Raw genomic sequence first — 23,507 nt, 5'->3', positions numbered from 1 at the left:
CCCTGATTTGTCATGCCAGGGCCCCAAAGCAGATGCACAATGGTGCATGACCTTTACCAAACCTGCCTTTACCGCACCGACCAGCCACCGCACGGCTTCCTCCGCGCTGGCGCAGGTCCAGGCCATCTATGCCGAGCAAATCGGCTTTCTGCGCCAGGCCATGCAGCGCTTTGTAGCCGGCGAGACTCCGGCGGCCCCCTACCGCGCCTGCTACCCCTTTGTGCGCCTGCACACGCGCACCGTGGCCCGGGCCGACAGCAAGCTCGCCTATGGCTTTGTCGAGGGCCCCGGCCACTACGAGACCACGCTGACCCGCCCCGACCTGTTTGCCAACTACTATGCCGAGCAGTTCCGGCTGCTGATCGAGAACCACGGCGTGGAGCTGGAGGTGGGCACCAGCAACCAGCCCATCCCCATCCATTTCTCGTTCGCCGACAACGACCATATCGAAGGCCAGCTGAGCGCCGAGCGCCGCATGCTGATGCGCGATGTGTTTGACCTGCCCGACCTGCATGCGATGGACGACGGCATCGCCAACGGCACCTGGGAGCCCAAACCGGGCGAGGCGCATCCGCTGTCGCTGTTCACCGCGCCGCGCATGGACTACTCGCTCCAGCGCCTGCGCCACTACACCGGCACCCTGCCCGAGTGGTTCCAGAACTTCGTGCTGTTCACCAACTACCAGTTCTATATCGACGAGTTCATCCGCCTGGGCCGCGCCGAGATGGCCAACCCCGACAGCGAGTACATCGCCTTCATCGAGCCGGGCAATGTCGTCACCCGCCGCCAGGGCCTGGCGCCCGAAGCGGTGGACGCGCTGGGCAACCCGCCGCCGCGCCTGCCGCAGATGCCCGCCTACCACCTGGTGCGCGCCGACCAGTCGGGCACGACCATGGTCAATATCGGCGTGGGCCCGGCCAATGCCAAGACCATCACCGACCATATCGCCGTGCTGCGCCCCCACGCCTGGATGATGCTGGGCCACTGCGCCGGCCTGCGCAACAGCCAGCAGCTGGGCGACTATGTGCTGGCCCATGCCTATGTGCGCGAGGACCATGTGCTGGACGAAGAGCTGCCGCTGTGGGTGCCCATCCCGGCGCTGGCCGAGATCCAGGTCGCGCTGCAGCAGGCGGTGGCCGATGTCACCCAGGTGCCCGAGGACGACCTCAAGCGCTTCATGCGCACGGGCACCGTGGCCAGCACCGACAACCGCAACTGGGAGCTGCTGCCCGACAACACGCCCCAGCGCCGCTTCAGCCAGAGCCGGGCCGTGGCGCTCGATATGGAAAGCGCCACCATTGCGGCCAATGGCTTTCGCTTTCGCGTGCCCTACGGCACCTTGCTGTGCGTGAGCGACAAGCCGCTGCACGGCGAGATCAAGCTGCCCGGCATGGCCAACCATTTCTACCGTGAGCGGGTGGACCAGCATTTGCGCATCGGCATGCGGGCGGTCAACATCCTGCGCGAAGGAGGTGTGGACCGGCTGCACAGCCGCAAGCTGCGCAGCTTTGCCGAGGTGGCTTTCCAGTAAGCAGCACGCCAAGCGGGCCCTTGCCAGCGGGGGCCCTACTCGAATGCCAGCACGACCGTGCTGGCTTTTTTACTTATGGGGAACTACCTAACTGCAAACCCTGTGGATAACTGTGGGCGTCACTTCCACAATGGTCGGCGGGCCGTAAAGAAGCCTTTGCGCCCGCACCATAACAACCAGGAGACACAGTGACCACAACCATCCTCCCACCCCTGCGGCGCTTTATCCCTCTGACGGCCGTCGCCAGCGCAGTCCTTGCGCTGTCCGCTTGCGGCAGCGGCGGCTCCCACAGCTTTAACTTTGACGAGGCCAGCCTGGCGCTGGCCAAGCAGCAGGTGGCGGCCAGCCAGATCGGCCTGCCCACCAGCGGAGCCACGGTGACCTCGACCGAAACGCCAACGGCTGCCAGTGGCGCGCAGCCGCCGGCCTCGGTACGGGCCAATATCTCGATCGCCCCGGTCGACCCCGGCGCCCCGGCCATCAAGATGGGCCTGCTGCTGCCCAAGGAGTGGAACGGCAAGGTGGTGATGGTGGGCGGCGGCGGCTACAACGGCGTGATGCCCAGCCTCTACACCTACCCGGCCGCCCCCGCCAGCCAGGGTGCCTACCCGCTGCTCAACCAGGGCTATGCGGTGTTTGGCAGCGACTCGGGCCACCAGGCAGGGGCTGCCGGCAGCCGCGACGGCAGCTTTGGCACCAATGACGAAGCGGTCGCCAACTTCTCGGGCGCTGCACTGAAAAAGGTCAGCGATGTGGCCGATGTGCTGGTGACGCGCTTTTACGGCAAAAAGCCGGACAAGCGCTACTTCATGGGCGGCTCCACCGGCGGGCGCGAAGCACTGGCCGTCGCCCAGAAATGGCCGTCCGACTGGGATGGCGTGGTCGCCTGGTACCCGGCCTGGAACGCCGCCAGCCTGGATCTGCAGTTTGGCCGCATCAGCCGCGCCTTTGCCCAGCCCGGTGCCTACCCCAGCCTGGGCCAGCGCAAGCTGCTGCGCCAGGCGGCGCTGGAGAAGTGCGATGCGCTCGACGGCGTGCAGGACGGCGTGGTCAGCAATGTGGCGGCCTGCAACAGCCAGTTCGACCCGGCTACCGCTACGCTCAATGGCCAGCCGCTGCGCTGCCCTGGCGGCGCGAGCCAGGACGGCTGCCTGTCCGACGCGATGATCAGCGCGCTCAAGACCTACAACAGCGAAATCCGCTTCAGCGCGCCGCTGGGCAGCGGCGAGACGCAGTACCCGGGTTTCAACGTCTGGGGCTCGGAGCTGGGCGAGGAAGGCAGCAGCCCGCTGCAGCCCACGGTCAATCTGCTGGCGATGAACACCACCGCCCCGGCCAGCCCCGCGCCGCTCACCGCCCCGTACTGGGCGGTGTTCTGGGACCAGTGGGTGCGCTATTTTGTGACCCGCGATGCCAACTTTGATGCGCTGTCGCTGGACCCGCAAAACCCCGGCGCCTGGACCGACCGCATCAACCAGCTCACCAAGCTGCAGGACATCAACAGCACCGATCTGTCGGCCTTCAACAAGCGCGGCGGCAAGCTGCTGATGGCCCATGGCACCGCCGACGTGCTCGTCAGCACCCGCGCCACCGCGCAGTACTGGCAGCGCCTGGAGCAGACCATGGGCGCCAGCGCCGTCAAGAGCTTTGCCCGCTACTACGAAGTGCCCGGTTACGGCCATGCAGCCAGCACCGCCTTCAATGCCAACTGGGACTCGCTCAAGGCGCTGGACCAGTGGGTGACCGCTGGCACCGCGCCTGGTGCCCAGGTGGTCAGCGACACCGCTGGCGTGCCGGGCCGCACCCGGCCGCTGTGCGAGTACCCGACCTGGCCGCGCTACAAGGGCAGTGGTGATGTGAACCTGGCCGACAACTACAGCTGCCAAACCAACTAAAAGCGACCTCAGCAAGCCAGCAAAACAAAAGCATCTGGACGCCCTTCTCAAGGGCAGCCAGATGCTTTTTTATCGGATAAATCCAACGCGGTGCTGAGCGCTCGCTCAGCAGCCGTTTACTCCGCCACGCGGGGCTTGACCAGCGCTGCCGCCTTTTTGGCGTTGTCGCGCGCGGCATCGGTATCGACCGCGCGGGCCAGCGCCACGCCCATGCGGCGGCGGCTAAAGCTCTCGGGCTTGCCAAACAGGCGCACCTCGGTGCCGGAGATCTGCAGGGCGGCATCGACGCCGTCAAACACAATGCCCTGGGCATCGACACCGCCGTAGATCACGGCGCTGGCGCCGGCGGTCTTCAGGCTGGTGTCCACGGGCAGGCCCAGGATGGCGCGGGCATGCAGCTCGAACTCGTTTTGCCACTGGGTGATCATGGTCACCATGCCGGTGTCATGCGGGCGCGGGCTCACTTCGCTGAACCAGACCTGGTCGCCCTTGACGAACAGTTCCACGCCAAACAGGCCCAGGCCGGCGGGCTCACCGTTCAGGCCGGTGCCCAGGTCGCTGGTGATGGCGCGGGCAATGTCCCGCGCCAAGGTCAGCGCAGCGGGCGCCATGCGCGCGGGCTGCCAGCTTTCCACATAGTCGCCCTGCACCTGCACATGGCCGATGGGCTCGCAGAAATGGGTTTCGATCTGGCCCGCCGCATTCTTGGCGCGCACGGTCAGCAAGGTGATTTCGTAGTCAAAGTCGATAAAGCCCTCGACGATGATGCGCCCGCCCTGCACCCGGCCACCTGCCATCGCGTAGTTCCAGGCCTTTTCCACATCGGCCGGGCCATCGATCTTGCTCTGGCCCTTGCCCGAGCTGCTCATCACCGGTTTGACCACGCAGGGGTAGCCAATGCCGCCATCGATGGCGGCCTGCAGCTCGGCCAGGCTGTCGCAGAACTGGTAGGGGCTGGTGGGCAGGCCCAGGGTCTCGGCGGCCAGGCGGCGGATGCCTTCGCGGTCCATCGTCAACCGGGTGGCGCGGGCCGTCGGCACCACGCGCACGGTGCCAGCGGCCTCCAACGCCTGCAGCGCGGGCGTGGCAATGGCTTCGATCTCGGGCACCACCAGGTCGGGCTTTTCGGCCTCGATCAGCGCCGTCAGCTGGGCCGGGTCGCTCATCGTGATGGTGCGGGCATGGTGCGCCACCTGCTGGCCGGGCGCGTTGTCATAGCGGTCCACCGCCACCGTCTCCACGCCCAGGCGCTGCAAGGCAATCAGCACCTCCTTGCCCAGCTCGCCGCTGCCCAGCAGCATGACTTTGGTTGCGTTCTTGGTGAGCGGGGTGCCGAAGGTGGTCATATCAGGTCGTGTCTACAAAGGGGCTGCGGCGCAGCGATGGGGGGCATTTTAGAACCCTCGCCTATCCCCGCGCTCTGTCGCCCAGTTTGTGCCGCACTGCAACACCAGCCGCTATGATCTTGCCACCGGGCTTGCCACAGGCACTGCAGGGCGGGCCCCTCTCCCAGCAACAGGACCCAAGGAAGACAGATGACGATCCAGACCGTAGGCGTAATTGGTGCAGGCACCATGGGCAACGGCATTGCGCAGACCTGCGCGGTGGCCGGGCTGAATGTGGTGATGGTGGACATTTCGGAGGCGGCCGTGCAAAAGGGCCTGGCAACGGTGGGCAGCAGCCTGGACCGCCTGATCAAGAAGGAAAAGATCAGCGAAGCCGACAAGGCCGCCGCCCTCGCGCGCATCCAGGGCAGCACCCGCTATGAAGACCTGCAAAAGGCCCAGCTGGTGATCGAGGCGGCCACCGAGAACTACGAGCTCAAGCTCAAGATCCTGCAGCAGGTGGATGCGCTGCTCGACCCTTCGGTGCTGCTGGCCTCGAACACCTCGTCGATCTCGATCACCCAGCTGGCAGCCGCCACCAAGCGCGCGGACAAGTTCATCGGCATGCACTTCTTCAACCCCGTGCCGCTGATGGCGCTGGTCGAGGTGATCCGTGGCCTGCAAACCAGCGATGCCACGCACGATGCGGTCAAGGCGCTGGCCGAGAGCCTGGGCAAGTCGCCGATCAGCGTGAAGAACTCGCCCGGCTTTGTCGTCAACCGCATTCTGGTGCCGATGATCAACGAGGCCTTCTATGTGCTGGCCGAAGGCATTGCTTCGGCCCAGGACATCGATGACGGCATGAAGCTCGGCTGCAGCCACCCGATTGGCCCGCTGGCCCTGGCCGACATGATCGGCCTGGATGTCTGCCTGGCCGTGATGGAGGTCTACCTGAAAGACTTTGGCGACAGCAAATACCGCCCCTGCCCGCTGCTCAAGGAAATGGTCGCCGCCGGCCAGCTGGGCCGCAAGACCGGCAAGGGCGTCTACAGCTACGCCTGATCGCGCGCGCCCGCGCTGCCCAGCGATCCCTGCCCCATGTCCGCGCCACGCCGCACCCCGATCTGGAAAAAGGCCCTGCCGGTGACTGCACTGGTGCTGGCCCTGGTGGCCTGCATGGCCGGCTTTCGCCTCTGGAAGCAGCAGCTCGAAGAGGCGCCGGTCGATGCGCTCTACCGCGACTACCTGGCCTATGTGGCCGCCCGGGTGCCGGCCGCCGATCTGCACCTCAAGCGCTACTACCAGCGCTATGGGCGCGACACGGTGGCGGCCAAGCATTTCAAGCCCATCTGCCGCAGCGTGACGGCCATGGCGGACCAGCAGGCGCTGGACCTGGGCGCCAGCGAGTGGCACACCCTGGCCGGCAGCTGCCGAACGCGGCTGAGCAACGACGAGATCCACCTTCTGCCCTGACCACACCACCACACAGACAACACCACACTACAGAGACAAGCATGCCAACACCCAACCTCTTCAAAAAAGCCATGGCCGCCGGCCAGGCGCAGATCGGCCTGTGGTCGGCCTTTCCCTCGCCCTACATCACCGAGCTGCTGGCCGGCAGCGGCTATGACTGGATCATGCTCGACACCGAGCATTCGCCCAACGATGTGCCCCAGGTGCTGCAGCAGCTCCAGGCGGTCGAGGCGGCTTTGCAGCCCCGCCCGACCAGCGCCGTGGTGCGCCCGGCCTGGAACGATCCAGTCCTCATCAAGCGCTACCTGGACATTGGCGCCCAGACCATTCTGATCCCCTTTGTGCAAAACGCCGACGAGGCCCGCGCCGCCGTGCAGGCCATGCGCTATGCGCCCCAGGGCATTCGCGGCATGGGCGGCTCGATGCGCGCCAGCAACTTTGGCCGCGACATGCAGTATGTGGACGATGCCGACAAGGAGCTGTGCCTGCTGGTGCAGGTGGAAACCGCGCAGGCGCTGGACCAGATCGAGGCCATCGCGGCCGTCGATGGCGTGGATGGCATCTTTATCGGCCCGGCCGATCTGTCGGCCAGCATGGGCTACCCTGGCCAGCCGCGCCACCCGGTCGTCAATGCCGCGATTGACAACGCCATCACCCGCATCCGCGCGGCCGGCAAGGCCCCCGGCATCCTGATGGTGGACGAGGCCCGCGCCCGCGAATGCCTGGCGCTGGGCGCGCAGTTTGTCGCGGTCTCGATGGACCTGATCCTGCTGCGCACCGCTGCCGATGCGGTGGCGGCCAAGTTCAAGGACAGCAGCGGCCAAGTGGTGCAGACGGCTTACTGAGAACGCTAGGCGACCCAGCTTCCGTCTGAGACGCGGGTTGCCTCTTCCTAAGACGAATCCAGGGGCCCTGCACCGGCCCTTGCCAAACACCCTGCTCCTGGCAGGTGATTCCCCAATTAAGTTGCACGCAATTTAATTGAGCACGATAATTCAACCCATGCCCAACGCCACCCCTGCCACTGCCCACAACGCGCTGCTGCTCGACCAGCAGCTGTGTTTTGCGCTGTACTCCAGCTCGCTGGCGATGACCAAGCTGTACAAGCCCTTGCTCGAACCATTGGGTTTGACCTACCCGCAGTACCTGGTGCTCTTGGTACTGTGGGAGGGCGATGGCTGCATGGTCTCCGAGCTGGGCGAGCGTCTGTACCTGGATTCGGGTACTTTGACGCCGCTGCTCAAGCGCATGCAGACCGCAGGTTGGCTGCAGCGCCAGCGTGACAGCGACGATGAGCGCCGTGTGCGCGTGTATCTGACGGAGGCCGGCCGCCAGCTGCGCGAGCAAGCCGCGGCCATCCCTGCCTGTGTGCTCGCGCACAGCCAATGCACGGTGCAGGAGCTGCAGGCATTGACACAACAGATCCAACAGCTGCGCAGCCGACTGGCCGCGCCGCTGCCCGCCGCTTCTTGATGAAGCATGTTTTTTCGTTCCACCCTTGACCAGGAGTTCACCATGGCTACTCTCGAAAAAGTTCTGTACACCGCCCACGCACATACCACCGGCGGCCGCGACGGCGCATCGCGCACCAATGATGGCCGCCTGGATGTGCAGCTGTCCTCGCCCGGCACCAGCGGCCAGGGCACCAACCCCGAGCAGCTGTTTGCCGCCGGCTACTCCGCCTGCTTTATCGGCGCGATGAAGGCGGTGGCGGGCAAGCAAAAGCTCGCCCTGCCCGATGGCCTGTCGATCGACGCCGAAGTGGACCTGGGCCCCATCCCGAACGCCTACGGCATCGCTGCCCGCCTGACGGTGAACCTGCCCGGCATGGACAAGGCCGTGGCCGAAAAGCTGGTGCATGACGCCGACCTGGTCTGCCCTTACTCGAACGCCACCCGCGGCAATATCGACAAGACCCTGACCGTGGTGGTCTAAGTCGCGCAGTTCAACGATTGACACCCTCCAGTACAGCCGGTGCATGCCTTGCATGCCCGGCTTTTTTGCGTCCCTGTGGTCAAAATGGCCGTCACAAGAAGGGCGCACAATGGCGGTATGCACGATACCGATGACTACCCGCCCAGCAGCCCCGCGCAGGAACATGCCTATGCCGCGCTGACCCCCGATGTGGTGCTCGACGCGCTGGCGTCGGTGGGCCTGTGGGGCGATGGCCGCCTGAACCCGCTGTCTTCCTACGAAAACCGCGTCTACCAAGTCTGGCTGGAAGACGGCAGCAAGGTGGTCTGCAAGTTCTACCGCCCGGGCCGCTGGAGCGATGCGGCCATTGCCGAGGAGCACCAGTTCTCCCAGCAGCTGGCTGACGCTGAAGTGCCCGTGGTTGCGCCCCTGCAGCTGGGCGGCCACAGCCTGCTGCTGCATGGCGGCTTTCGCTTTTCCGTATCGCCCTGGCGGGGCGGGCGCCAGCCCGATCTGGACGACTGGGAGGTGCTCGAATGGGTGGGGCGCTTTCTGGCCCGCATCCACACCGTGGGTGAGGCCCGGCCCTTTGTGCACCGCCCCAGCATCAACGCCCAGGACTTTGCCCGCGAGCCCCATGACTGGCTGATGGCCCATGGCGCCATCCCGCCCGGCCAGCGCAGCGCCTGGAGCGATGCCTGCCGCCGCGCCACCGACAAGATCTGCGAGATCATCGACCCGGGCAATGCCAGCGGCCATTTTGCTGCGGGCAGCTACCGCAGCCTGCGCCTGCATGGCGACTGCCACCCGGGCAATGTGCTGTGGGTGCCGCCCGAGCACCAGGGCGGCGGCCCGCATTTTGTCGACCTCGATGACACGCGCAGCGGCCCGGCCGTGCAGGACCTGTGGATGCTGCTGTCGGGCGACCGCCAGCAGCAAAGCGCGCAGCTGTCGACGCTGGTCGAGGGCTATGAACAGTTCCGCCCCTTTGACCGGCGCGAGCTGGCACTGATCGAGCCGCTGCGCACGCTGCGCCTGATCCACTACAGCGCCTGGCTGGCGCGGCGCTTTGACGACCCGATCTTTCCGATCCACTTTCCCTGGTTTGGCAGCGAGGCCTACTGGCAGGAGCAAACCCAGATGCTGCAGGCCCAGCTCATCGCGATGGATGAGCCGCCGCTGTACGTTTAAGGAACCGGTTAACAGCGGTTGTTCAAGCGGCAGTCGGGCAGCAGTTGCCCATCCGCACCGCGCCACTGCAGGTTGGGATCATGCTCGCCCGTGGGTGGGCTGACCACCCCAGGCACGACCACGCCGGGCTGTGCGGCCTGGGCATGGTTGGGTGCAGCAGCGGGGGCAGACGCGGGCGCTGCCGGGTCATACAGCACCGTGCCGGTGCCCACCCCCACACCCACCTGGGCGCCCCCGACGGAGGTGCCGACCCCGACACCGGCATTGCCCGTCACCTGGCCGCGCTGATTGACCCCCACGCCGACACCGACAGGGCCCAGGCCCGTGCCCACCCCGGCGCTGACCCCGCCACTGCCCAGCCCCACGCCGACCGAGAACGGCCCCACCGGCACACCCACACCCACATAGGGCGAGCAGGCGGACAGCGCAGCCACGGACAAAGCGACAGTGGCGACGGCGGCCGCTGCACGGCGGCGGTGGGGGAGAAAGAAAGGCATGGCGGGCATTCGGATCATGGCTATTTTTAACAGCGATTGCCACACCAGCCTCTGGCGCAAGGACATTGCACTCCGATGTCCTACGCCCAGCGATGGGCACCCCGACGGCGCGGGGACATGCCGGGCCCGACTCCCTACAATCCAGGCCACCGTCCTTTTCGGGCCAGCCGCTACCCGCCGCTGGCCTGCTGCTGCCACCGCAGCCCAGCCCCAAGTTCTGATCATGAAATACCAATGGCCGCCCTATTTCTGGGTGTGCTTCTCGATGTGCGTCGGCGTCATGGGAACGGCGCTGGCCAGCCCGCTCTACCCGCTCTACCAGGCCCAGTGGCAGCTGCCGCCCAGCGCGATCACCCAGGTGTTTGTGCTCTATATGGCCGCAGCGCTCACCAGCCTGATGCTGCTGGGCGCGATCACGACCCGCTATGGTTTTTTCAAGGTGCTGCGCGCGGGAGTGATGCTGATGAGCGCAGGCGTGCTGCTGTCGGCACTGGCCTGGAACATGCAGGTGTTTGGCTTGAGCCGCATCATCATTGGCCTGGCCTCGGGGATGATCACCACCTCGGCCTCGCTGGGCCTGACCCAGCTCAACACCAGCGGTGACACGCAGCGGGCCGCTGCCACCACCAGCTTGACGATTGCCTTTGGCTTTGGCCTGGGGCCCATTGTCGGTGGCCTGGTCGCGCAATGGGCGCCTTTTCCGCTGCGCAGCGCCTATCTGCCGTCCCTGCTGCTGAGCGCCTTGGCGATTTATTCGCTGTTCCAGGTGCAGCTGCCGGCCCACCTGCAGCCGGTGCCCTCCAGCACCAGCTTTGGCCTGCGCCAGCTGATGCCGCGCCTCACCTTTCCCGAGCGCGCAGCGCTGCGCCGCTACGGCCTGGCGTCGATGGGCGCCTTCTGTGCCTTTGGCATGTTCAGCCTGTTTGCCTCGCTCGCGCCCAGCTTTATGCAAAGCATGCTGCCCTGGCACGGGCCGGCCATCAGCGGGCCGTCGATCGGCCTTATCTTGCTGCTGTCGGCCGCCTCGCAGTATGCCGCCAAGGGCTTTGTCACCCGCAAGGTGCTGATCACCGGCTATGGCGCGCTGGCGCTGTGCAATCTGCTGCTGATCGCCAATGTGTTTGCCAGCTCGGCGGCGGTTTTTCTGCTCTGCGTGCTGAGCGCCGCGCTCGGCCATGGCCTGTGCAACCTGGGCGGTATCTCGGTGGTCAACCGCGTGGCGCGGGCTGACAACCGGGCCGGCCTGCTGGCCACCTACCTGGTCATTGGCTATGTGGGCACGATCTTGCCGATTCTGGGGATTGGCTGGCTGTCCGACCAGGTGGGCCTGTCGCGCGCGCTGCTCGTGTTTTGCGCGGTGTTTGCGCTGCTGTCCACCGCGCTGGCGCTGGCCACCTGGCGCACCCCAGTGCCGGCGCCCGCTGCCAAGCACTAGCCTTATTTGCGCGGCGGCAAGGTGATGCTGATCTCGTGCGAGATCTCTGGGCCGCTCTCGGCCGGGCGGATCACCTGCTCGGGGGGCGGTGGGGGTGGCGGCCGCAGCACGGTGGGGCGCGGCGCCAGCTTGGGCTGGATGTTTTTCTTCCAGGCCTCGACCAGCACCTCGTTGACAAACTGGCGGTCCAGCCACAGCCACAGCAAAAACGGCACCAGGGTGGGCAGCACCAGGCTGCCCAGCTGGTAGCCATAGGCCAGCAAGTCCAGCTGGGTCTGCGAGATCTTGAGCAGGCGCAGGTCCAGGTTGGTGGCCAGCACCATCTGCATCAGCAGGCTAGTCGAGATGCTGAACGCCTGGAACGGCAACAAGATCACATAGCCCAGCACCGCGCGCCAGATGCGGCCCTTGCGCCAGGCGGCCAGCAGCAGCGCCAAGAAGATAGGAAAGCCGTAGGCATAGCGGCCCGGGTCGCCATCGACCGAGATCTCGGCCCAGCGGCCACCGGTGTTGGCATTGGCGACACCCACCGAGGTGTCGACCTCGATCTTGCCGGGCGCAATATGCACCTGCTTGACCCAGCCCGCAGCCAGGTCCAGCATGCCTTCCTTGGAGATCACCGCCACCGGGTAGCTCATCCACGGCGACAGCTGCACCCACAAGGTGGTCAGCACGATGATGCCGGCAAAGGCCAGCAGCGCAAATCGCTGTATCGGGTTCAAGCGCTTCATCCCTCTTCCTCTGTATCCGCCCTCCTGGGGGCTCTGTGCTTCTTCTCGTGCCTATGGAAAAAAGCCAGCAGTGCTTGCACTGCTGGCCGGTTCAAATCAGGCGGCTGCCAGCGTGGGCTCGGCCCCCGAGCCCGAGGGAGGCGGTTGGTCCGAGCCATCCTCGGCCCGCTTGGCGCGCTGGCCGGCACGCACCCAGACGAGCCAGACGACCAGCACGTCCAGCATGATCAGCGCCTGCCACAGGTACTCGTGGGCAAAGTTGAAGGCCGTCATGTTCCACTGGCCCAGGTAGAACAGGCTGATCACGCGCACAATATTGACCGCTTGCACCGCGATAAAGCCCAGCACCAGGCCGATGAGCTTGTGGCGCCAGCTCGACGGAAAAGCCATGATGGCGGCAAACAACACAATGCAGGCCTCGATGCCATTGCAGCCGGCCTCGATCGACACGCCAAAATTGGTGGCATGGTTCCACAGCACCTTGCCTTCGGCCACGGCAGACTTGTCAAACCAGGTCACCAAAAAGGCGCAGATCTGCGCCAACATTGCCGTCCAGGGCTCCACCAGGTGCTTTTGCACCCAGCTGAGCATATTGAGGCCAAACAAAGTGAGCTGCAGCCCCAGAAATACAAAAAAGAAGCGAACCATGGTACGTGCCTGCTGTCGTCGAAGTGGACGTAGGAGCAAATATAGCCGTTAAAGTTCTGGCCGGGGGAAATGCCTCTGTCAACAACTGGTGTTCGTGCGGCAAATCCCCCACGCGCAAAAAAGCCGCGCATGGCTATGCGCGGCTGGGGTGCTGGAGGCAAATCCTATGGCATAGCCTTATCAGCTGCGGCGTCCCAGTCGCAGTGCGGCCAGGCCAGCCATGGCCAGCGCCATCAGCAGCAGCGCGCCGGGGGCCAAGGCAGGCACCGGCACCGCCGTCTGGTCGCCGGGCCGGCCTTCGCCGCCGCCATTGTCCTTGCCAGCAATGGTCGTGGTCGCCGAGCTTTCGTTGTTGCTCGGGTCGCTATCGCCGGGCAGGTCCACCACGGCGGTATTGACCAGGCTGGCCGGGCCTTGCAGCGCGGCATCCACGGTGGTCTCCACCGTCAAGCTCACAGACGCACCCACCGCCAGCGGCTCCAGCGCACAGTCCAGCGTGCGGCTGCCTGCGTCAAAACGGCAGGCCGGCGAGGCTTGCACAAAGACCAGGCCTTCGGGCAAGACATCGGTCACGCTGGCTTCGCGGCTATCGGCCGGGCCGTTGTTCACAACGGTCAAGGTGTAGGTCAGCGCATCGCCTGCGGCGGCCTGGGCTTTGTCCACCGATTTGGTCAACGCCAGGTCCACCAGCGCCAGCGGCGTCTCGGTGTGGCTGTCGTTGTTGGACTCGTCGGTATCGCCGGGGCTCGTCAGGCGGGCGCTGTTGACCACCAGGGTCTGTCCTTCGGTACGCGAGAGCAGCTTGGCGCTGAAGCTGAAATCCCGCACTTCACCGGCATTGAGCGAGCTGATCTCGCAGCGCAAGGCGCGCGTGGCCTCGTCATAGCTGCAGCCGGCAGGGGCCGCGCCTTCCAGCGCCAGGCCTTCGGGCAGCACATCGCTGACGACCGCCTGGCCGTTCACCAGGTCATTGCGCGGGCTGGCTGCCGGGTCTTCCTCGTTCTTCACCGTCAAGGTATAGGCGATCAGATCGCCCACATCGACGGCGCTGGTGGCCGAGCTGGTCTTGGTCAGCGACAGGTCCACATAGCGCAGCTTGTCCAGCTCATCGGGCGAGATTTGCGCCGGGTCATAGGTGGAGGTGCGGTCCGTGGTCTGGTTGTTCTTGCTGACATCCATGCCGTCGAGCACTTCCACATCGGCCTTCACGGTTGCGCTGTGGTTGACGGTGCCTACGGCACGGCCATCGAGCAGTGCAGCGGGCTCCATCGTGAACTTGATCGCCACCGATTCATTGGGCGCCAACCAGGGGAAATCACAGACCAGGCTGCCCGCCAGCGCGCCGGCGGCCGGCACGGTGCAGCTGTCCAGACCCATGCGGCTATCCCCATTGGCCAGCTGCACGCTGTCGAGCGAGACAAAGCGGAAGTCGGCCGTCGATCCCGCTGCCGGGAACTGGTCCACCATCTGCACGCCCGTCGCATAGGACTGCGATGCACCGCTGTTGGTCACCGTGATCGTGTACTGGGTCTTGCCGGTGTCCAGCGGGATGCCGTCGTTGGTGTGGCGCATGTTCACCAGCACATCGACCTGGGGCTTGCCCAGCGGCACGGTTTCGTTGGCGCTGTTGTTGCCCAGGTCCGTCTCCGGCGTGGCCGAGGCCACGACGACGCTGTTGTCCAGCTGAGGCGGGTAGTCCTTGGCAGGCGAGCGCAGCTGGTAGCTGACCGTGTTTTGCGCGTTCTCGGCGAGCGCATCGGTCCAGACGCAGGTCATCGTGCGGTTGGCTTCGGTGATCTCCAGGCCAGCGGCAAACCTGGCGCCGCCGCTCAAGCTGCAGCTGCCACCGCTGATGCTGGGCGCAGAGCCCACCAAGATGGTGTTCAGCGGCAGGCGATCGGTCACGCGGACCTGGCGCGCCTGCGAGGGGCCGCTGTTCTTGGCTGTCAAGGTGTAGGTGATCGCCTGGCCAGCGGCAGCGCTCTCGGGTGCGGCCTGCTTGGTCACGGTCAGATCGGTCAGTGCTTCGAGCACAACCGAGGCCTGCGCACGGTTGTTGGCGGTGTTGAACTCCGCCGTGTCGGGCGAGCTCACATCGGCCACATTGACGATGGTGTTGGTCTGCGTGGCATCGTCCTGGGGGTCCACATACTGGCGCGCCTTGATGACGACCAGATACGCAACATCCGGGTCGGCAGGCAGGTTGCGCAGGGTGCAGCTGACGGTCGCAGACTTCTGGTGGTTGTCACCCGAAATGCTGCAGCCATCGGAGGCGGCAGTGCTGCCCGCCTTCAAACCCAGCATCTGGGCCTGCGGCACCTCAGGCATTTGCACCTCGGCCGTCAGATAGCGGCTGTTGTCATAGGCTTTCACACCCAGTACGCCCGCGCTGGCGTCGGTCAGCAGGTTGCCGATGACATCGGTCACCGTGACGGTTTGCGCAGCCTGCAGGTCTAGATTGCGCCCATTCTCAGGCACATCGTTTTTCACGCGCAGGGTGTAGACCACCTCGGCACCCGAGGCCTTCGCGCCATCTGTGATCACCGCAGACTTGCTGATCGACAGGTCGGCCTGGCGCTCGGATATGTTGACTTTGTTGCTGCTCACGATCTGGCCCAGCGGCGCACCGTCACGTCCCTGCATACCCACCAGTGCAGCGCCGTTGGCGATGGAGGCAAACTGGCCGTTTGCCGCATCGATGTGGGCCACCACATTGAGCAAGAGCTCCGAGCTGCTACCAGCGGCAATACCGCCGCTGAAGGTGCAGGTCAGCAATTTCCCCAGGTCAGTGGCCGTGCCGCTTGCGGGGCTGCAGACCCAGGGCGACCCGGCGGCCACACCCAGAAACTGCAGTTGGCCGTCAAGCTGGTCGGTCACCGTCATGGTCTGGCCGGGCAGCACATCCAGCGGCCCATTGTTCTTGATCTTGATCGCGTACTGGTATTCCTGGCCGGAGGCAATCACCGACGCCGTCGTGCTTTTGCTCAGCGCCAGATTGACCTTGTTGCTGACCAGCACGCTCGCTTGCGCCTGGTTGTTGGCGCCCACATTGGCGGGCGGTTCATTGCTGGCCGAGACCTCGGCCGCGTTGTTGATGACGCTCTCTGCCGCCACCAAAGACACATCCACCAAGGCCTTGACCGTGATCTGCGGCAGGTTCGGGGTAAAGGCACCGCTGTACTGGCAGCGGACCACTTGCGCGTTGTTGCTGCAGATCCAGTCCACTCCAGCAGCAGACGCAAAGCTGACACCAGCCGGCAGGGTGTCGGTGACGACAATGTCCTGCGGCACCAATTCACCGGCGACCCGCTTGGCGCTCAGCGTGTAGGTGACCGGCACAGGCGCGCTGGCCTGCTTGTCCAGCACCTTGGGATTGACGACCTTGGTGAGCGCCATGTCCAGGTTCAGATTGGGCTGGACCTGGATCTGCACATCATCGGTGTTGTTGTCAGGGTCGGCATCCAGAAACAGCTGACCGGTGGCGGTCTCGCCCGACACCGACACCGCGCTGGCCACCTGGCCGCCGCTGGTCTTGACCAGCAAGGGCACGCTCAGCAGCGGCAAGTCCTGGCCACGGCCAACGGACTGCCCAGCGGGCACGGTGTAGCTGCAGCTCCATACCGGCACGGGCTGGTTGGCGCTCGTGTCTTCGGCCAGCTTGCACACCCAGCCATCGCCGCCCGGACTGCCCTGGAACTCGGTGCCCTCGGGCTGTGGAAAACGCAGCTGGGCCTTTTCACCCGCCTTGAGCGCAAAGGCATAGGGCGAGTCGGCATTGCGCACCTGCAGCTGGTAGTCGACCTTGTCGCCCTGGGTATGGCTTGCGCCATTCACTGGCGCGAGGATCTGCACGGCCAGATCGGCGCGCTCATAGGTGGTGATCGTGCGCTCGATGCGGCTGTGGTTGGGGGCCGCCTCGCCCGCATCCGGATCCGCATTGTCGGGGCTGGAGGCAGACGCCTGCGCCGTCCAGTCCGTCCCCGCGCTGGGCAGCTTGACGCGAAAGTCCACCGCGACAAAATCGGTCGCCGTCACCAACGCAAGATTGCATGCCAGCGCAGCGCCTGCCTCGATGGTGTCGCCGGCCTTGGGCAGCGGATCGGCACACTGCACCCCGGCGGGCGCGACGATTTCCTGAAAAATGGCGCCCGCAGGCAGCTGCTGCAGCAGCGACACATTGGCGACCTCGCCGCTGCCGCCATTGAGCTTGACCTTGGCGCGGTAGACAAAGTCGGCGCCCACCGGGCCGTCGACCGACCCGCTCTCCGCCACGGCCCCGGTCTGGGCCACAAAGGCGTCATGGTTCACAAAGATGTCGTAGCGGGTCGACTGCGCAGCGGCCACCGCCGGAAGCAGACCAGAGACCAAGGCAAGGGCAACGCTGCATCGCAAGGGGCTGCGTAGCGGCGGCGATCGATACGGGAGTAACACTTTCAACGTCCTGCTTAAAAAAGGCAAAGCTCCGCCCTCTCCTGAAAAAACAGAGATAACGGCTTGCGTGTTCAGTGAAATAAAAGGTTTTCGCTACATACCAAATATTTTCCGGGCCATCACAGAGATAAAGCCCAGCGGTAGTCACGAAACCTTTGAGGCCTGCTGTACCTGACAACAAGGGCTGCGAATGTAGCACCGGGATTCAAGCTATATATGCAATAAACTTTTAATAAATTTATTGACTATATAAAAATGATGCAGCAAAACGATGCAGCACCGGCCATAGCATTTCCGATGGCCGCGCGAGGGCTCTGCCATGCGCTGGGCTCTGTGCGCCAGCGTCGGCAAGCGGTGCAGGGTGAAGGCAGGGGCCGCCAAGCGCTGCACCGGTGGCGCGGCAGCGCATTCCGCAGTCTCCTGGGGATCACTTCGCAATAACTTGATTTACCTAGCAAATAACAGATCTACGACAAGCAGGCACTGTTTGAAGGCGTGGCCAGCGCCGAGACAAAGGCACTTGCTGCCCATGGCTGGAAAGCAGACCAGCACCTTCGTGCTGCAGCGTCTTTGACGTCCTCTCGGCAGGCTGGCGCCGAGTGAATAAAACAATTAGATACAGTGTTGAGAAATCCAGAGACGGCCCATGGTCCGCTGAGAAGTTCTGCCTCCCCATATGTCAACAATTCTTAACTTTTATTTTGTCGGGTATTGGGAAAATATTTACAGGTGAAAGTAAGTACTCCCCTTGGGCGACAAAAGAAAATAATCAATCGGGATTTTAAAAAACCAAGCAGATGGCCAGCGCTGCGGCATCAGAGAAATATCCATCTGCAGCACATACCATGCAACTGCCAGGCGACAGATAAAAAAATCCCCGCCCGGTTTTTCAACCGGCGGGGATTTTTATGCGGTGTACTGCTGCTTTATGCCAGCAGTGCATTGACCCGTTTGACGTAGGCGGCAGGGTCGTCGGGCAAACCGCCTTCGGCCAGCACCGCCTGGTCAAACAGGATCTGGGCCAGGTCGTGGAAGTGCACCGAGCCGTCCAGCTTCTTGACCAGCGGGTGCTCCGGATTGACCTCCAGCACCGGCTTGGATTCGGGCGCTGGCTGGCCGGCCTGCTTGAGCAGGCGCGCCAGTTGCAGGCTCATGCCGCTGTCCGAGACCACGAGGCAAGCGGGCGAGTCCACCAGGCGGCTGGTGGCACGCACGTCATCAGCACGGTCCTTCAAGGCTTCCTTGAGCTGGGCCAGCACCGGTTTGAAGGCTTCGGCGGCTTCTTCGGCGGCTTTCTTCTCTTCGTCGTTTTGCAGCTTGCCCAGATCGACAGCGCCCTTGGCCACCGATTGCAGCGGCGTGCCATCAAAGTCCTGCAGGAAGTTCAGCGCCCACTCGTCGACCCGGTCGGTCATCAGCAGCACCTCGATGCCCTTTTTCTTGAACACTTCGAGCTGCGGGCTGCTCTTGGCCGCGGCCAAGGTGTCGGCGGTGATGTAGTAGATGGCGTCCTGGCCCTCTTTCATGCGCGCCTTGTAGTCGGCAAACGAGGTGTTCAGGCCTTCCTGCGTGGTCGATGCAAAGCGCAGCAGCTTGGCGATGCGCTCCTTGTTGCCCATGTCCTCGCCCAGGCCTTCCTTGAGCACGGCGCCAAACTCGCCGTAGAAGCGGCTGTACTTGCCCTCCTTGGCCTTGTCGTCTTCGCTCACCACATCCACCACGCCATCGCTGCCCTCGGCCGCTGGCTGGGGCTTGTCATGGCGGGCCAGGTCCTCGAGCATCGACAGCACGCGCTTGACCGAGCCATCGCGGATCAGGCGCACATCGCGGCTTTCCTGCAGCAGCTCGCGGCTCACGTTCAGCGGCAGGTCGGCCGAGTCGATCACGCCTTTGACAAAGCGCAGGTACTGCGGCATCAGCGCCTGGGCATCGTCCATGATGAAGACGCGCTTGACGTAGAGCTTGATGCCCGCGTGCTTGCCCTGCTGGTACAGGTCAAACGGCGCCTTGGCGGGGATGTAGAGCAGCTGCGTGTACTCGGTATTGCCTTCGACGCGGTTGTGGCTCCAGGTCAGCGGGTCTTCGTAGTCATGGCTGATGGCCTTGTAGAAGTCCTGGTACTGCTCGGGCGTGATGTCCTTCTTGGCGCGGGTCCACAAGGCGCTGGCCTTGTTCACGGTTTCCCACTCGCCGGTCTTGGCCATCTCGCCGGGCTGGTCGTTCTCGCCCTCTTTCCACTCTTCCTTTTCCATCAGGATCGGCAGGCTGATGTGGTCGGAGTACTTGGCAATCACTTCCTTGAGCTTGTAGCCGTTCAAGAAGTCCTGCGCGTCCTCGCGCAGGTGCAGGGTGATGCTGGTGCCGCGCTGGGCACGGTCGATCTGCTCGACCTCAAAGTCGCCCATGCCGCCGCTGGTCCAGCGCACGCCTTCCGAAGCCTGGGCCCCAGCGCGGCGCGACTCGACGGTGATCTTGTCGGCCACGATGAAGCCCGAGTAAAAGCCCACGCCGAACTGGCCGATCAGCTGCGAATCGGCCTTCTGGTCGCCACTGAGCTTGTCCATGAAGGCCTTGGTGCCGCTCTTGGCAATCGTGCCCAGGTTGTCGATGGCCTCTTGCGTGGTCATGCCGATGCCGGTGTCGGTGATGGTCAAGGTCTTGGCCTTGTCGTCATAGGACACGCGCACTTCCAGCTCAGGCTGGTCGCCGTACAAACCACTGTCATTGAGTGCTTCAAAGCGCAGTTTGTCGCATGCATCCGACGCATTGGAGATCAGCTCGCGCAAGAAGATCTCTTGGTTCGAATACAGCGAATGCGTCACCAGGTGAAGCAGTTGGGCCACTTCGGCCTGGAAGGAATGGGTTTTTTTGGTCATGGGAGCTCAGTCTTCATCAACACAGATCAAGGGTCTATATGGGTGCAGACCGCGCCGCTTCAAGGTATACCGTCATTTTAGGAATTGCTTATCCAAACAATCTATATCAAGCAAAGATTTATGACATAGATCGCTGATAAATGATCATGATCACCCGTAGAGGAGATTTTTAATCTTCTTTCTACGCGCCATCCCACTTCACTGTTATCTCCCCTGACACACTTAACGTTGTGTATCAAATTTTGACATTTGATTGGTGGCATCCGCGCAAAATAAACTCAACGTTAGTTAACTTTTAATTACAAATGAATGTTGTTGAGCGGCATCCCTTGTACAGCGGCACTGGTTTCTTCCAGGCGTTTACAGGGCTTGCCGCTTGGGGGATGTGGGTGCTGGTGCTTGGTGGGCATGTGTCCCTAGCCCAAGCACAGAACGATCAGGCAGTCAGTGCCCAGGTGGAGTCACTGAGCGCTGCCCAGGCAGAGCAGGCCCGGCTGCGCGCCACCATCGAGGCGGCGCCCGCCGCCTACGAGGACAACTTCATGAGCGCCGATGAACTGACGGCCTTGCGGGCCGGTGAAGCCGAAGAAGTCGACCCCAGCACCTTGCCGCTGGGGCTGCGCAGCTGGGTGCTGGAGAGCCGCCTGGGCATCGCCCGTTCCGACAACGGCCCGTTGGGCAGCCAAAGCGGCACCGAGCTGGGCCAGCGCATCCAGTACCGCCAGCAAACCCTGAACTATGGCGAGTGGCTGCTGCAGGCCGATGTGCGCAGCATGCATGGCGGCCAAGACGCCTTCAATGGCATTGGCGCCCTGGGCTATGCCCGCCAATCCAGCAGCCAGCGCATCACCGTGCAGAACCTGGCTATGCCCCTGACACCGGGCATCCGCATGGATACCACCATCGGCGACGGCTACAGCGAGCTGACCCGGGGCCTGGGCCAGAACTACCGCCTGATGCTGGGCACCAGCACCGTGCGGGGCCTGTCCACCCGCATCTATGGCGTGGACTTTGACATCAGCGCCGGCATGGGCCAGCGGGGCGATTTGCTGGGCGGCCCCTATCCCGGCTTCGAGAAGAGCCAGGGCACAGTCGCCTGGGTAGGCGCCACCCAGCGCCTGGGTGGCGCCTGGTATGCCGCCGGCCAACTGAACCAGGCCAATAACGTTGCAGCGGTGGACTATGGCCTCTGGAGCGACCAGGACAGTGGCAGCAAGCGGGTCAGCAGCTGGGCTGCAGCACTGGGCTATGGATCGCCCACGCAGCAGGACGGCGCATTGCGCGGCCGACTGACCGCGCTGGGCAGCAGCACAAGCAGCGATTCGGCACAAACCCCATCTGGCAGCGCACAAGGCCTGTACCTGGAGGCAGACACCAAGCTGGGCCGCTACCGCCATACCTGGGGTGCCTATGTCACCCGCCCCAATCTGCATTTTGGTGACTACCTGCTGCCCTCGGGCACGCAAGGCGCTTACTGGCGCATGGACCATAGCACCAGCCGCATGAGCTGGGGCACGGGGGTAGATGTGGAGCGCATGCGCGCCAGCAGTTGGCCGGCCCAGCAAGGCCAGACCCGCGTGGGGCTGAGCGGCAATCTGCACTACCAGATAGACCGCCGCACCGCGCTGGGCGGCAACCTCAACCTGTACCAGACCCGCTATGCGGGCGACGGCCAGGGCGGGGGCCTGGATGGAAAGATGCGCAGCCTCTACGCCTATGGCTACTACCAGACCCGCTTTGGCGAGCTGCCGCGCTCGCGCTTCAGCCTGAGCCTGCGCAGCAATGAGCAGATTGTGCTGGGCGATGGCACTGCTACCGGGCGCGAGCTGCAGTGGGAGCAGGACTGGATCAGTGCCCAGCGCGAGACCATGCGCCCCGAGCTGGTTACCACGCTGGGCTGGGCCGATGACCGCAGCAACGGCAGCCACCAGCGCTACCCCACGGCCGGGGTACAGGGCCGCTACTGGGCCAGCAGCAACCTGAGCTTTTTCGGCAACCTGCGCTACACCTCGCAAAGCGGCGGGCTTTTCACCAGCCGGGGCCTGTCGGGCAACTTTTCGGCCGAAAAGCAGTGGGGCAATGGCTGGAGCACGGGCCTGGGCGTGCTGCTCAACCAGGCGCGCCTGGCCACCACCCAGGTGCTCAGCTGGACCAGCCCGCAAATCTACCGCAGCAACGACAAGACCGCCTATGTCTACCTGCGCTGGGAGGGCGGCACCGGCCGGCCCTTTGCCGTCGCCGGTGGCATGCCCGGCAATGGCAGCGGCAGTATCAGCGGCCGCGTGTTCTACGACGCCAACAAGGATGGCCGCATCCAGGCCAATGAGTCAGGAGCGCAGGGCATCGAGGTGGTGCTGGACGGCCGCTACCGCAGCACCACCGATGCCGAAGGCCGCTTCTTATTCCCGATGGTTGGCGTAGGCCGCCATCAGCTCAGCATCACGCTCGACAGCGTGCCCCTGCCCTGGGGCACGGCCGATGGCACGGTACTGAGCGTCGATGTTCCGCTGCGTGGCGAAGCCAACGCCGAGATCCCCATCACCAAGGTGGAGGACTAACCATGCAGCAGAACCCAGGCCCCCGCTTGCGCACCCCGTGCACGGTGTGGGCCAAACCCCGGCGCCCAGGCGCTTGCTCTCTTGAAAGACTCGAACCATGAAACACCCAAAATTGAAAGCATTGGCGCTGGGATCTGCCCTGGCGCTGGCCTACGCCGGCCATGCCTTGGCGGAAAGCCAATACGGCTTCTCCTCGGCCGGTACGGGCACCGTGACCGCCACCGCCAAGGTCAACCTGAGCGTGGTCATCCCCAAGCTGATCCTGCTCAAGGTGGGTTCCAGCAATGCCGTCCAGGACACCGTCACCTGGAACGCAACGCTGACCATTCCGCCCACCCCCGGCACCACGCCCACGGCCACCGCCAACAACGTCCAGGTGCCCTGGGATGGCACCGCGCCCACCGTGGCCGTCACCCCTACAGGCAACGTGCTGTCGGTGGCTGCCTGGACCAATGCCGGCACTGCCAACATCAATTGCGCCGTGGGTGCCTGGAGCCCGGCCGCTGGCGGCCCACCCAATGCCAACTTCACCGTGACAGCAGCAGGTGCAACGCCGGTCCCCCATCCCGGCGCCAACCTGGGCGCATGCGCATCCACCACGCTCACCCCCAACACCTTGTTGAGCGGCACCTGGACCTATGCGCTGACCGGTACGGCCACCGCCTGGAGCGCCGGCACCTACACCGGCTCCGTCACCTATACGGCGACAGGCGTCTGATGCGCAAGCGCGATGCAACCACCGCCGCGGGGGGGGGGGGGGGGGGGGGGGGGGGCGCGCCGGGGGGGGGGGGGGGGGGGGGGGGGGCGCGCCGGGGGGGGCGGGCGGGGGGGGGGGGGGGGGGGGGGGGGGGGGGGGGGGGGTCCTGGGGGGTCTGGGCGGGGGGCTCCGGGGCCGGGGCGCCGGCCTCTGGCGAGAGCGCAGTATCAGAAGAAGAATTGGTCATAGGGCTACCCGTGTTGGGAGCACGCCCCATCCGTCACAGGCGCGCAGCAGCAGCCCTC

Annotated in this window: 16 protein-coding genes and 1 pseudogene; 11 read left to right on the top strand and 6 right to left on the bottom strand. The window is 64.7% G+C overall.

Annotation, left to right across the window (positions count from 1 at the left end):
* Positions 1 to 46: 46 nt before the first annotated feature.
* Together WH303_RS01240 and WH303_RS01235 are read left to right on the top strand one after the other, a co-directional pair.
* Positions 47 to 1,531, top strand: a complete 1,485-nt coding sequence (locus tag WH303_RS01240) for an AMP nucleosidase (RefSeq protein ID WP_021024952.1) — start codon at positions 47 to 49, stop codon at positions 1,529 to 1,531.
* A 188-nt stretch (positions 1,532 to 1,719) separates the two neighbouring features.
* Entirely contained in the window at positions 1,720 to 3,426 is a 1,707-nt protein-coding gene (locus WH303_RS01235; protein WP_339516312.1) for a tannase/feruloyl esterase family alpha/beta hydrolase, read from the top strand.
* A 116-nt stretch (positions 3,427 to 3,542) separates the two neighbouring features.
* Here WH303_RS01235 and purT read toward each other — a convergent pair whose 3' ends face one another.
* A complete protein-coding gene (purT, locus tag WH303_RS01230) occupies positions 3,543 to 4,772 on the bottom strand; it encodes a formate-dependent phosphoribosylglycinamide formyltransferase (protein ID WP_339516310.1) in 1,230 nt (409 codons plus the stop codon).
* Positions 4,773 to 4,919: 147 nt separating this feature from the next.
* Between purT and WH303_RS01225 the strand changes: the two are divergent.
* From WH303_RS01225 to WH303_RS01200, 6 genes and pseudogenes are all read left to right on the top strand, one after another.
* A pseudogene (locus WH303_RS01225) lies at positions 4,920 to 5,813 on the top strand (3-hydroxybutyryl-CoA dehydrogenase); the annotation flags it as partial.
* 36 nt (positions 5,814 to 5,849) lie between these two features.
* A complete protein-coding gene (locus WH303_RS01220) occupies positions 5,850 to 6,224 on the top strand; it encodes a hypothetical protein (RefSeq protein ID WP_339516308.1) in 375 nt (124 codons plus the stop codon).
* 41 nt (positions 6,225 to 6,265) lie between these two features.
* A complete protein-coding gene (locus tag WH303_RS01215) occupies positions 6,266 to 7,069 on the top strand; it encodes an HpcH/HpaI aldolase family protein (RefSeq protein WP_021024947.1) in 804 nt (267 codons plus the stop codon).
* Positions 7,070 to 7,226: 157 nt separating this feature from the next.
* On the top strand, positions 7,227 to 7,697 hold the full coding sequence (locus tag WH303_RS01210) for a MarR family winged helix-turn-helix transcriptional regulator (protein ID WP_021024946.1): 471 nt from the start codon (positions 7,227 to 7,229) through the stop codon (positions 7,695 to 7,697).
* A gap of 42 nt (positions 7,698 to 7,739) precedes the next feature.
* Positions 7,740 to 8,159, top strand: a complete 420-nt coding sequence (locus WH303_RS01205) for an organic hydroperoxide resistance protein (protein WP_027010425.1) — start codon at positions 7,740 to 7,742, stop codon at positions 8,157 to 8,159.
* Positions 8,160 to 8,276: 117 nt separating this feature from the next.
* A complete protein-coding gene (locus WH303_RS01200; RefSeq protein WP_339516304.1) occupies positions 8,277 to 9,329 on the top strand; it encodes a serine/threonine protein kinase in 1,053 nt (350 codons plus the stop codon).
* Positions 9,330 to 9,337: 8 nt separating this feature from the next.
* Here WH303_RS01200 and WH303_RS01195 read toward each other — a convergent pair whose 3' ends face one another.
* Positions 9,338 to 9,835 (bottom strand): hypothetical protein, encoded by a 498-nt coding sequence (locus WH303_RS01195; RefSeq protein ID WP_445228241.1) that lies wholly within the window; start codon positions 9,833 to 9,835, stop codon positions 9,338 to 9,340.
* Between the two features lie 214 nt (positions 9,836 to 10,049).
* Between WH303_RS01195 and WH303_RS01190 the strand changes: the two genes are divergently transcribed.
* Positions 10,050 to 11,261 (top strand): MFS transporter, encoded by a 1,212-nt coding sequence (locus tag WH303_RS01190; RefSeq protein WP_339516300.1) that lies wholly within the window; start codon positions 10,050 to 10,052, stop codon positions 11,259 to 11,261.
* 2 nt (positions 11,262 to 11,263) lie between these two features.
* Here the strand turns inward: WH303_RS01190 and WH303_RS01185 are convergent, their stop codons facing one another.
* From WH303_RS01185 to htpG, 4 genes are all read right to left on the bottom strand, one after another.
* A complete protein-coding gene (locus WH303_RS01185) occupies positions 11,264 to 11,992 on the bottom strand; it encodes an exosortase H-associated membrane protein (protein WP_021024941.1) in 729 nt (242 codons plus the stop codon).
* 96 nt (positions 11,993 to 12,088) lie between these two features.
* Complete coding sequence (gene xrtH, locus WH303_RS01180; RefSeq protein WP_116927747.1) at positions 12,089 to 12,640, bottom strand: exosortase H; 552 nt, start codon at positions 12,638 to 12,640, stop codon at positions 12,089 to 12,091.
* 180 nt (positions 12,641 to 12,820) lie between these two features.
* Positions 12,821 to 16,984, bottom strand: a complete 4,164-nt coding sequence (locus WH303_RS01175) for a hypothetical protein (RefSeq protein ID WP_339516294.1) — start codon at positions 16,982 to 16,984, stop codon at positions 12,821 to 12,823.
* Positions 16,985 to 17,997: 1,013 nt separating this feature from the next.
* On the bottom strand, positions 17,998 to 19,947 hold the full coding sequence (htpG, locus tag WH303_RS01170) for a molecular chaperone HtpG (RefSeq protein ID WP_339516292.1): 1,950 nt from the start codon (positions 19,945 to 19,947) through the stop codon (positions 17,998 to 18,000).
* 410 nt (positions 19,948 to 20,357) lie between these two features.
* Between htpG and WH303_RS01165 the strand changes: the two genes are divergently transcribed.
* Together WH303_RS01165 and WH303_RS01160 are read left to right on the top strand one after the other, a co-directional pair.
* Complete coding sequence (locus WH303_RS01165; RefSeq protein WP_339516290.1) at positions 20,358 to 22,505, top strand: hypothetical protein; 2,148 nt, start codon at positions 20,358 to 20,360, stop codon at positions 22,503 to 22,505.
* Positions 22,506 to 22,602: 97 nt separating this feature from the next.
* Positions 22,603 to 23,223, top strand: a complete 621-nt coding sequence (locus WH303_RS01160; RefSeq protein ID WP_232539510.1) for a hypothetical protein — start codon at positions 22,603 to 22,605, stop codon at positions 23,221 to 23,223.
* The last annotated feature ends 284 nt before the right edge of the window (positions 23,224 to 23,507 follow it).

It is taken from the genome of Comamonas sp. MYb69 (genome assembly GCF_037479315.1).
Taxonomy (GTDB): domain Bacteria; phylum Pseudomonadota; class Gammaproteobacteria; order Burkholderiales; family Burkholderiaceae_C; genus Comamonas.
Note: the sequence above shows the minus strand (reverse complement) of the source record. Positions and strands in the feature narration are given on the sequence as shown.

Bases quoted from the DNA above. Each gene is read 5' to 3' on its own strand.
- WH303_RS01185 (WP_021024941.1), bottom strand. From the start codon at position 11,992: ATGAAGCGCTTGAACCCGATACAGCGATTTGCGCTGCTGGCCTTTGCC.
- purT (WP_339516310.1), bottom strand. From the start codon at position 4,772: ATGACCACCTTCGGCACCCCGCTCACCAAGAACGCAACCAAAGTCATG.
- WH303_RS01205 (WP_027010425.1), top strand. From the start codon at position 7,740: ATGGCTACTCTCGAAAAAGTTCTGTACACCGCCCACGCACATACCACC.
- WH303_RS01195 (WP_445228241.1), bottom strand. From the start codon at position 9,835: ATGCCCGCCATGCCTTTCTTTCTCCCCCACCGCCGCCGTGCAGCGGCC.
- xrtH (WP_116927747.1), bottom strand. From the start codon at position 12,640: ATGGTTCGCTTCTTTTTTGTATTTCTGGGGCTGCAGCTCACTTTGTTT.
- WH303_RS01200 (WP_339516304.1), top strand. From the start codon at position 8,277: ATGCACGATACCGATGACTACCCGCCCAGCAGCCCCGCGCAGGAACAT.
- WH303_RS01160 (WP_232539510.1), top strand. From the start codon at position 22,603: ATGAAACACCCAAAATTGAAAGCATTGGCGCTGGGATCTGCCCTGGCG.
- htpG (WP_339516292.1), bottom strand. From the start codon at position 19,947: ATGACCAAAAAAACCCATTCCTTCCAGGCCGAAGTGGCCCAACTGCTT.
- WH303_RS01190 (WP_339516300.1), top strand. From the start codon at position 10,050: ATGAAATACCAATGGCCGCCCTATTTCTGGGTGTGCTTCTCGATGTGC.
- WH303_RS01220 (WP_339516308.1), top strand. From the start codon at position 5,850: ATGTCCGCGCCACGCCGCACCCCGATCTGGAAAAAGGCCCTGCCGGTG.
- WH303_RS01215 (WP_021024947.1), top strand. From the start codon at position 6,266: ATGCCAACACCCAACCTCTTCAAAAAAGCCATGGCCGCCGGCCAGGCG.
- WH303_RS01240 (WP_021024952.1), top strand. From the start codon at position 47: ATGACCTTTACCAAACCTGCCTTTACCGCACCGACCAGCCACCGCACG.
- WH303_RS01210 (WP_021024946.1), top strand. From the start codon at position 7,227: ATGCCCAACGCCACCCCTGCCACTGCCCACAACGCGCTGCTGCTCGAC.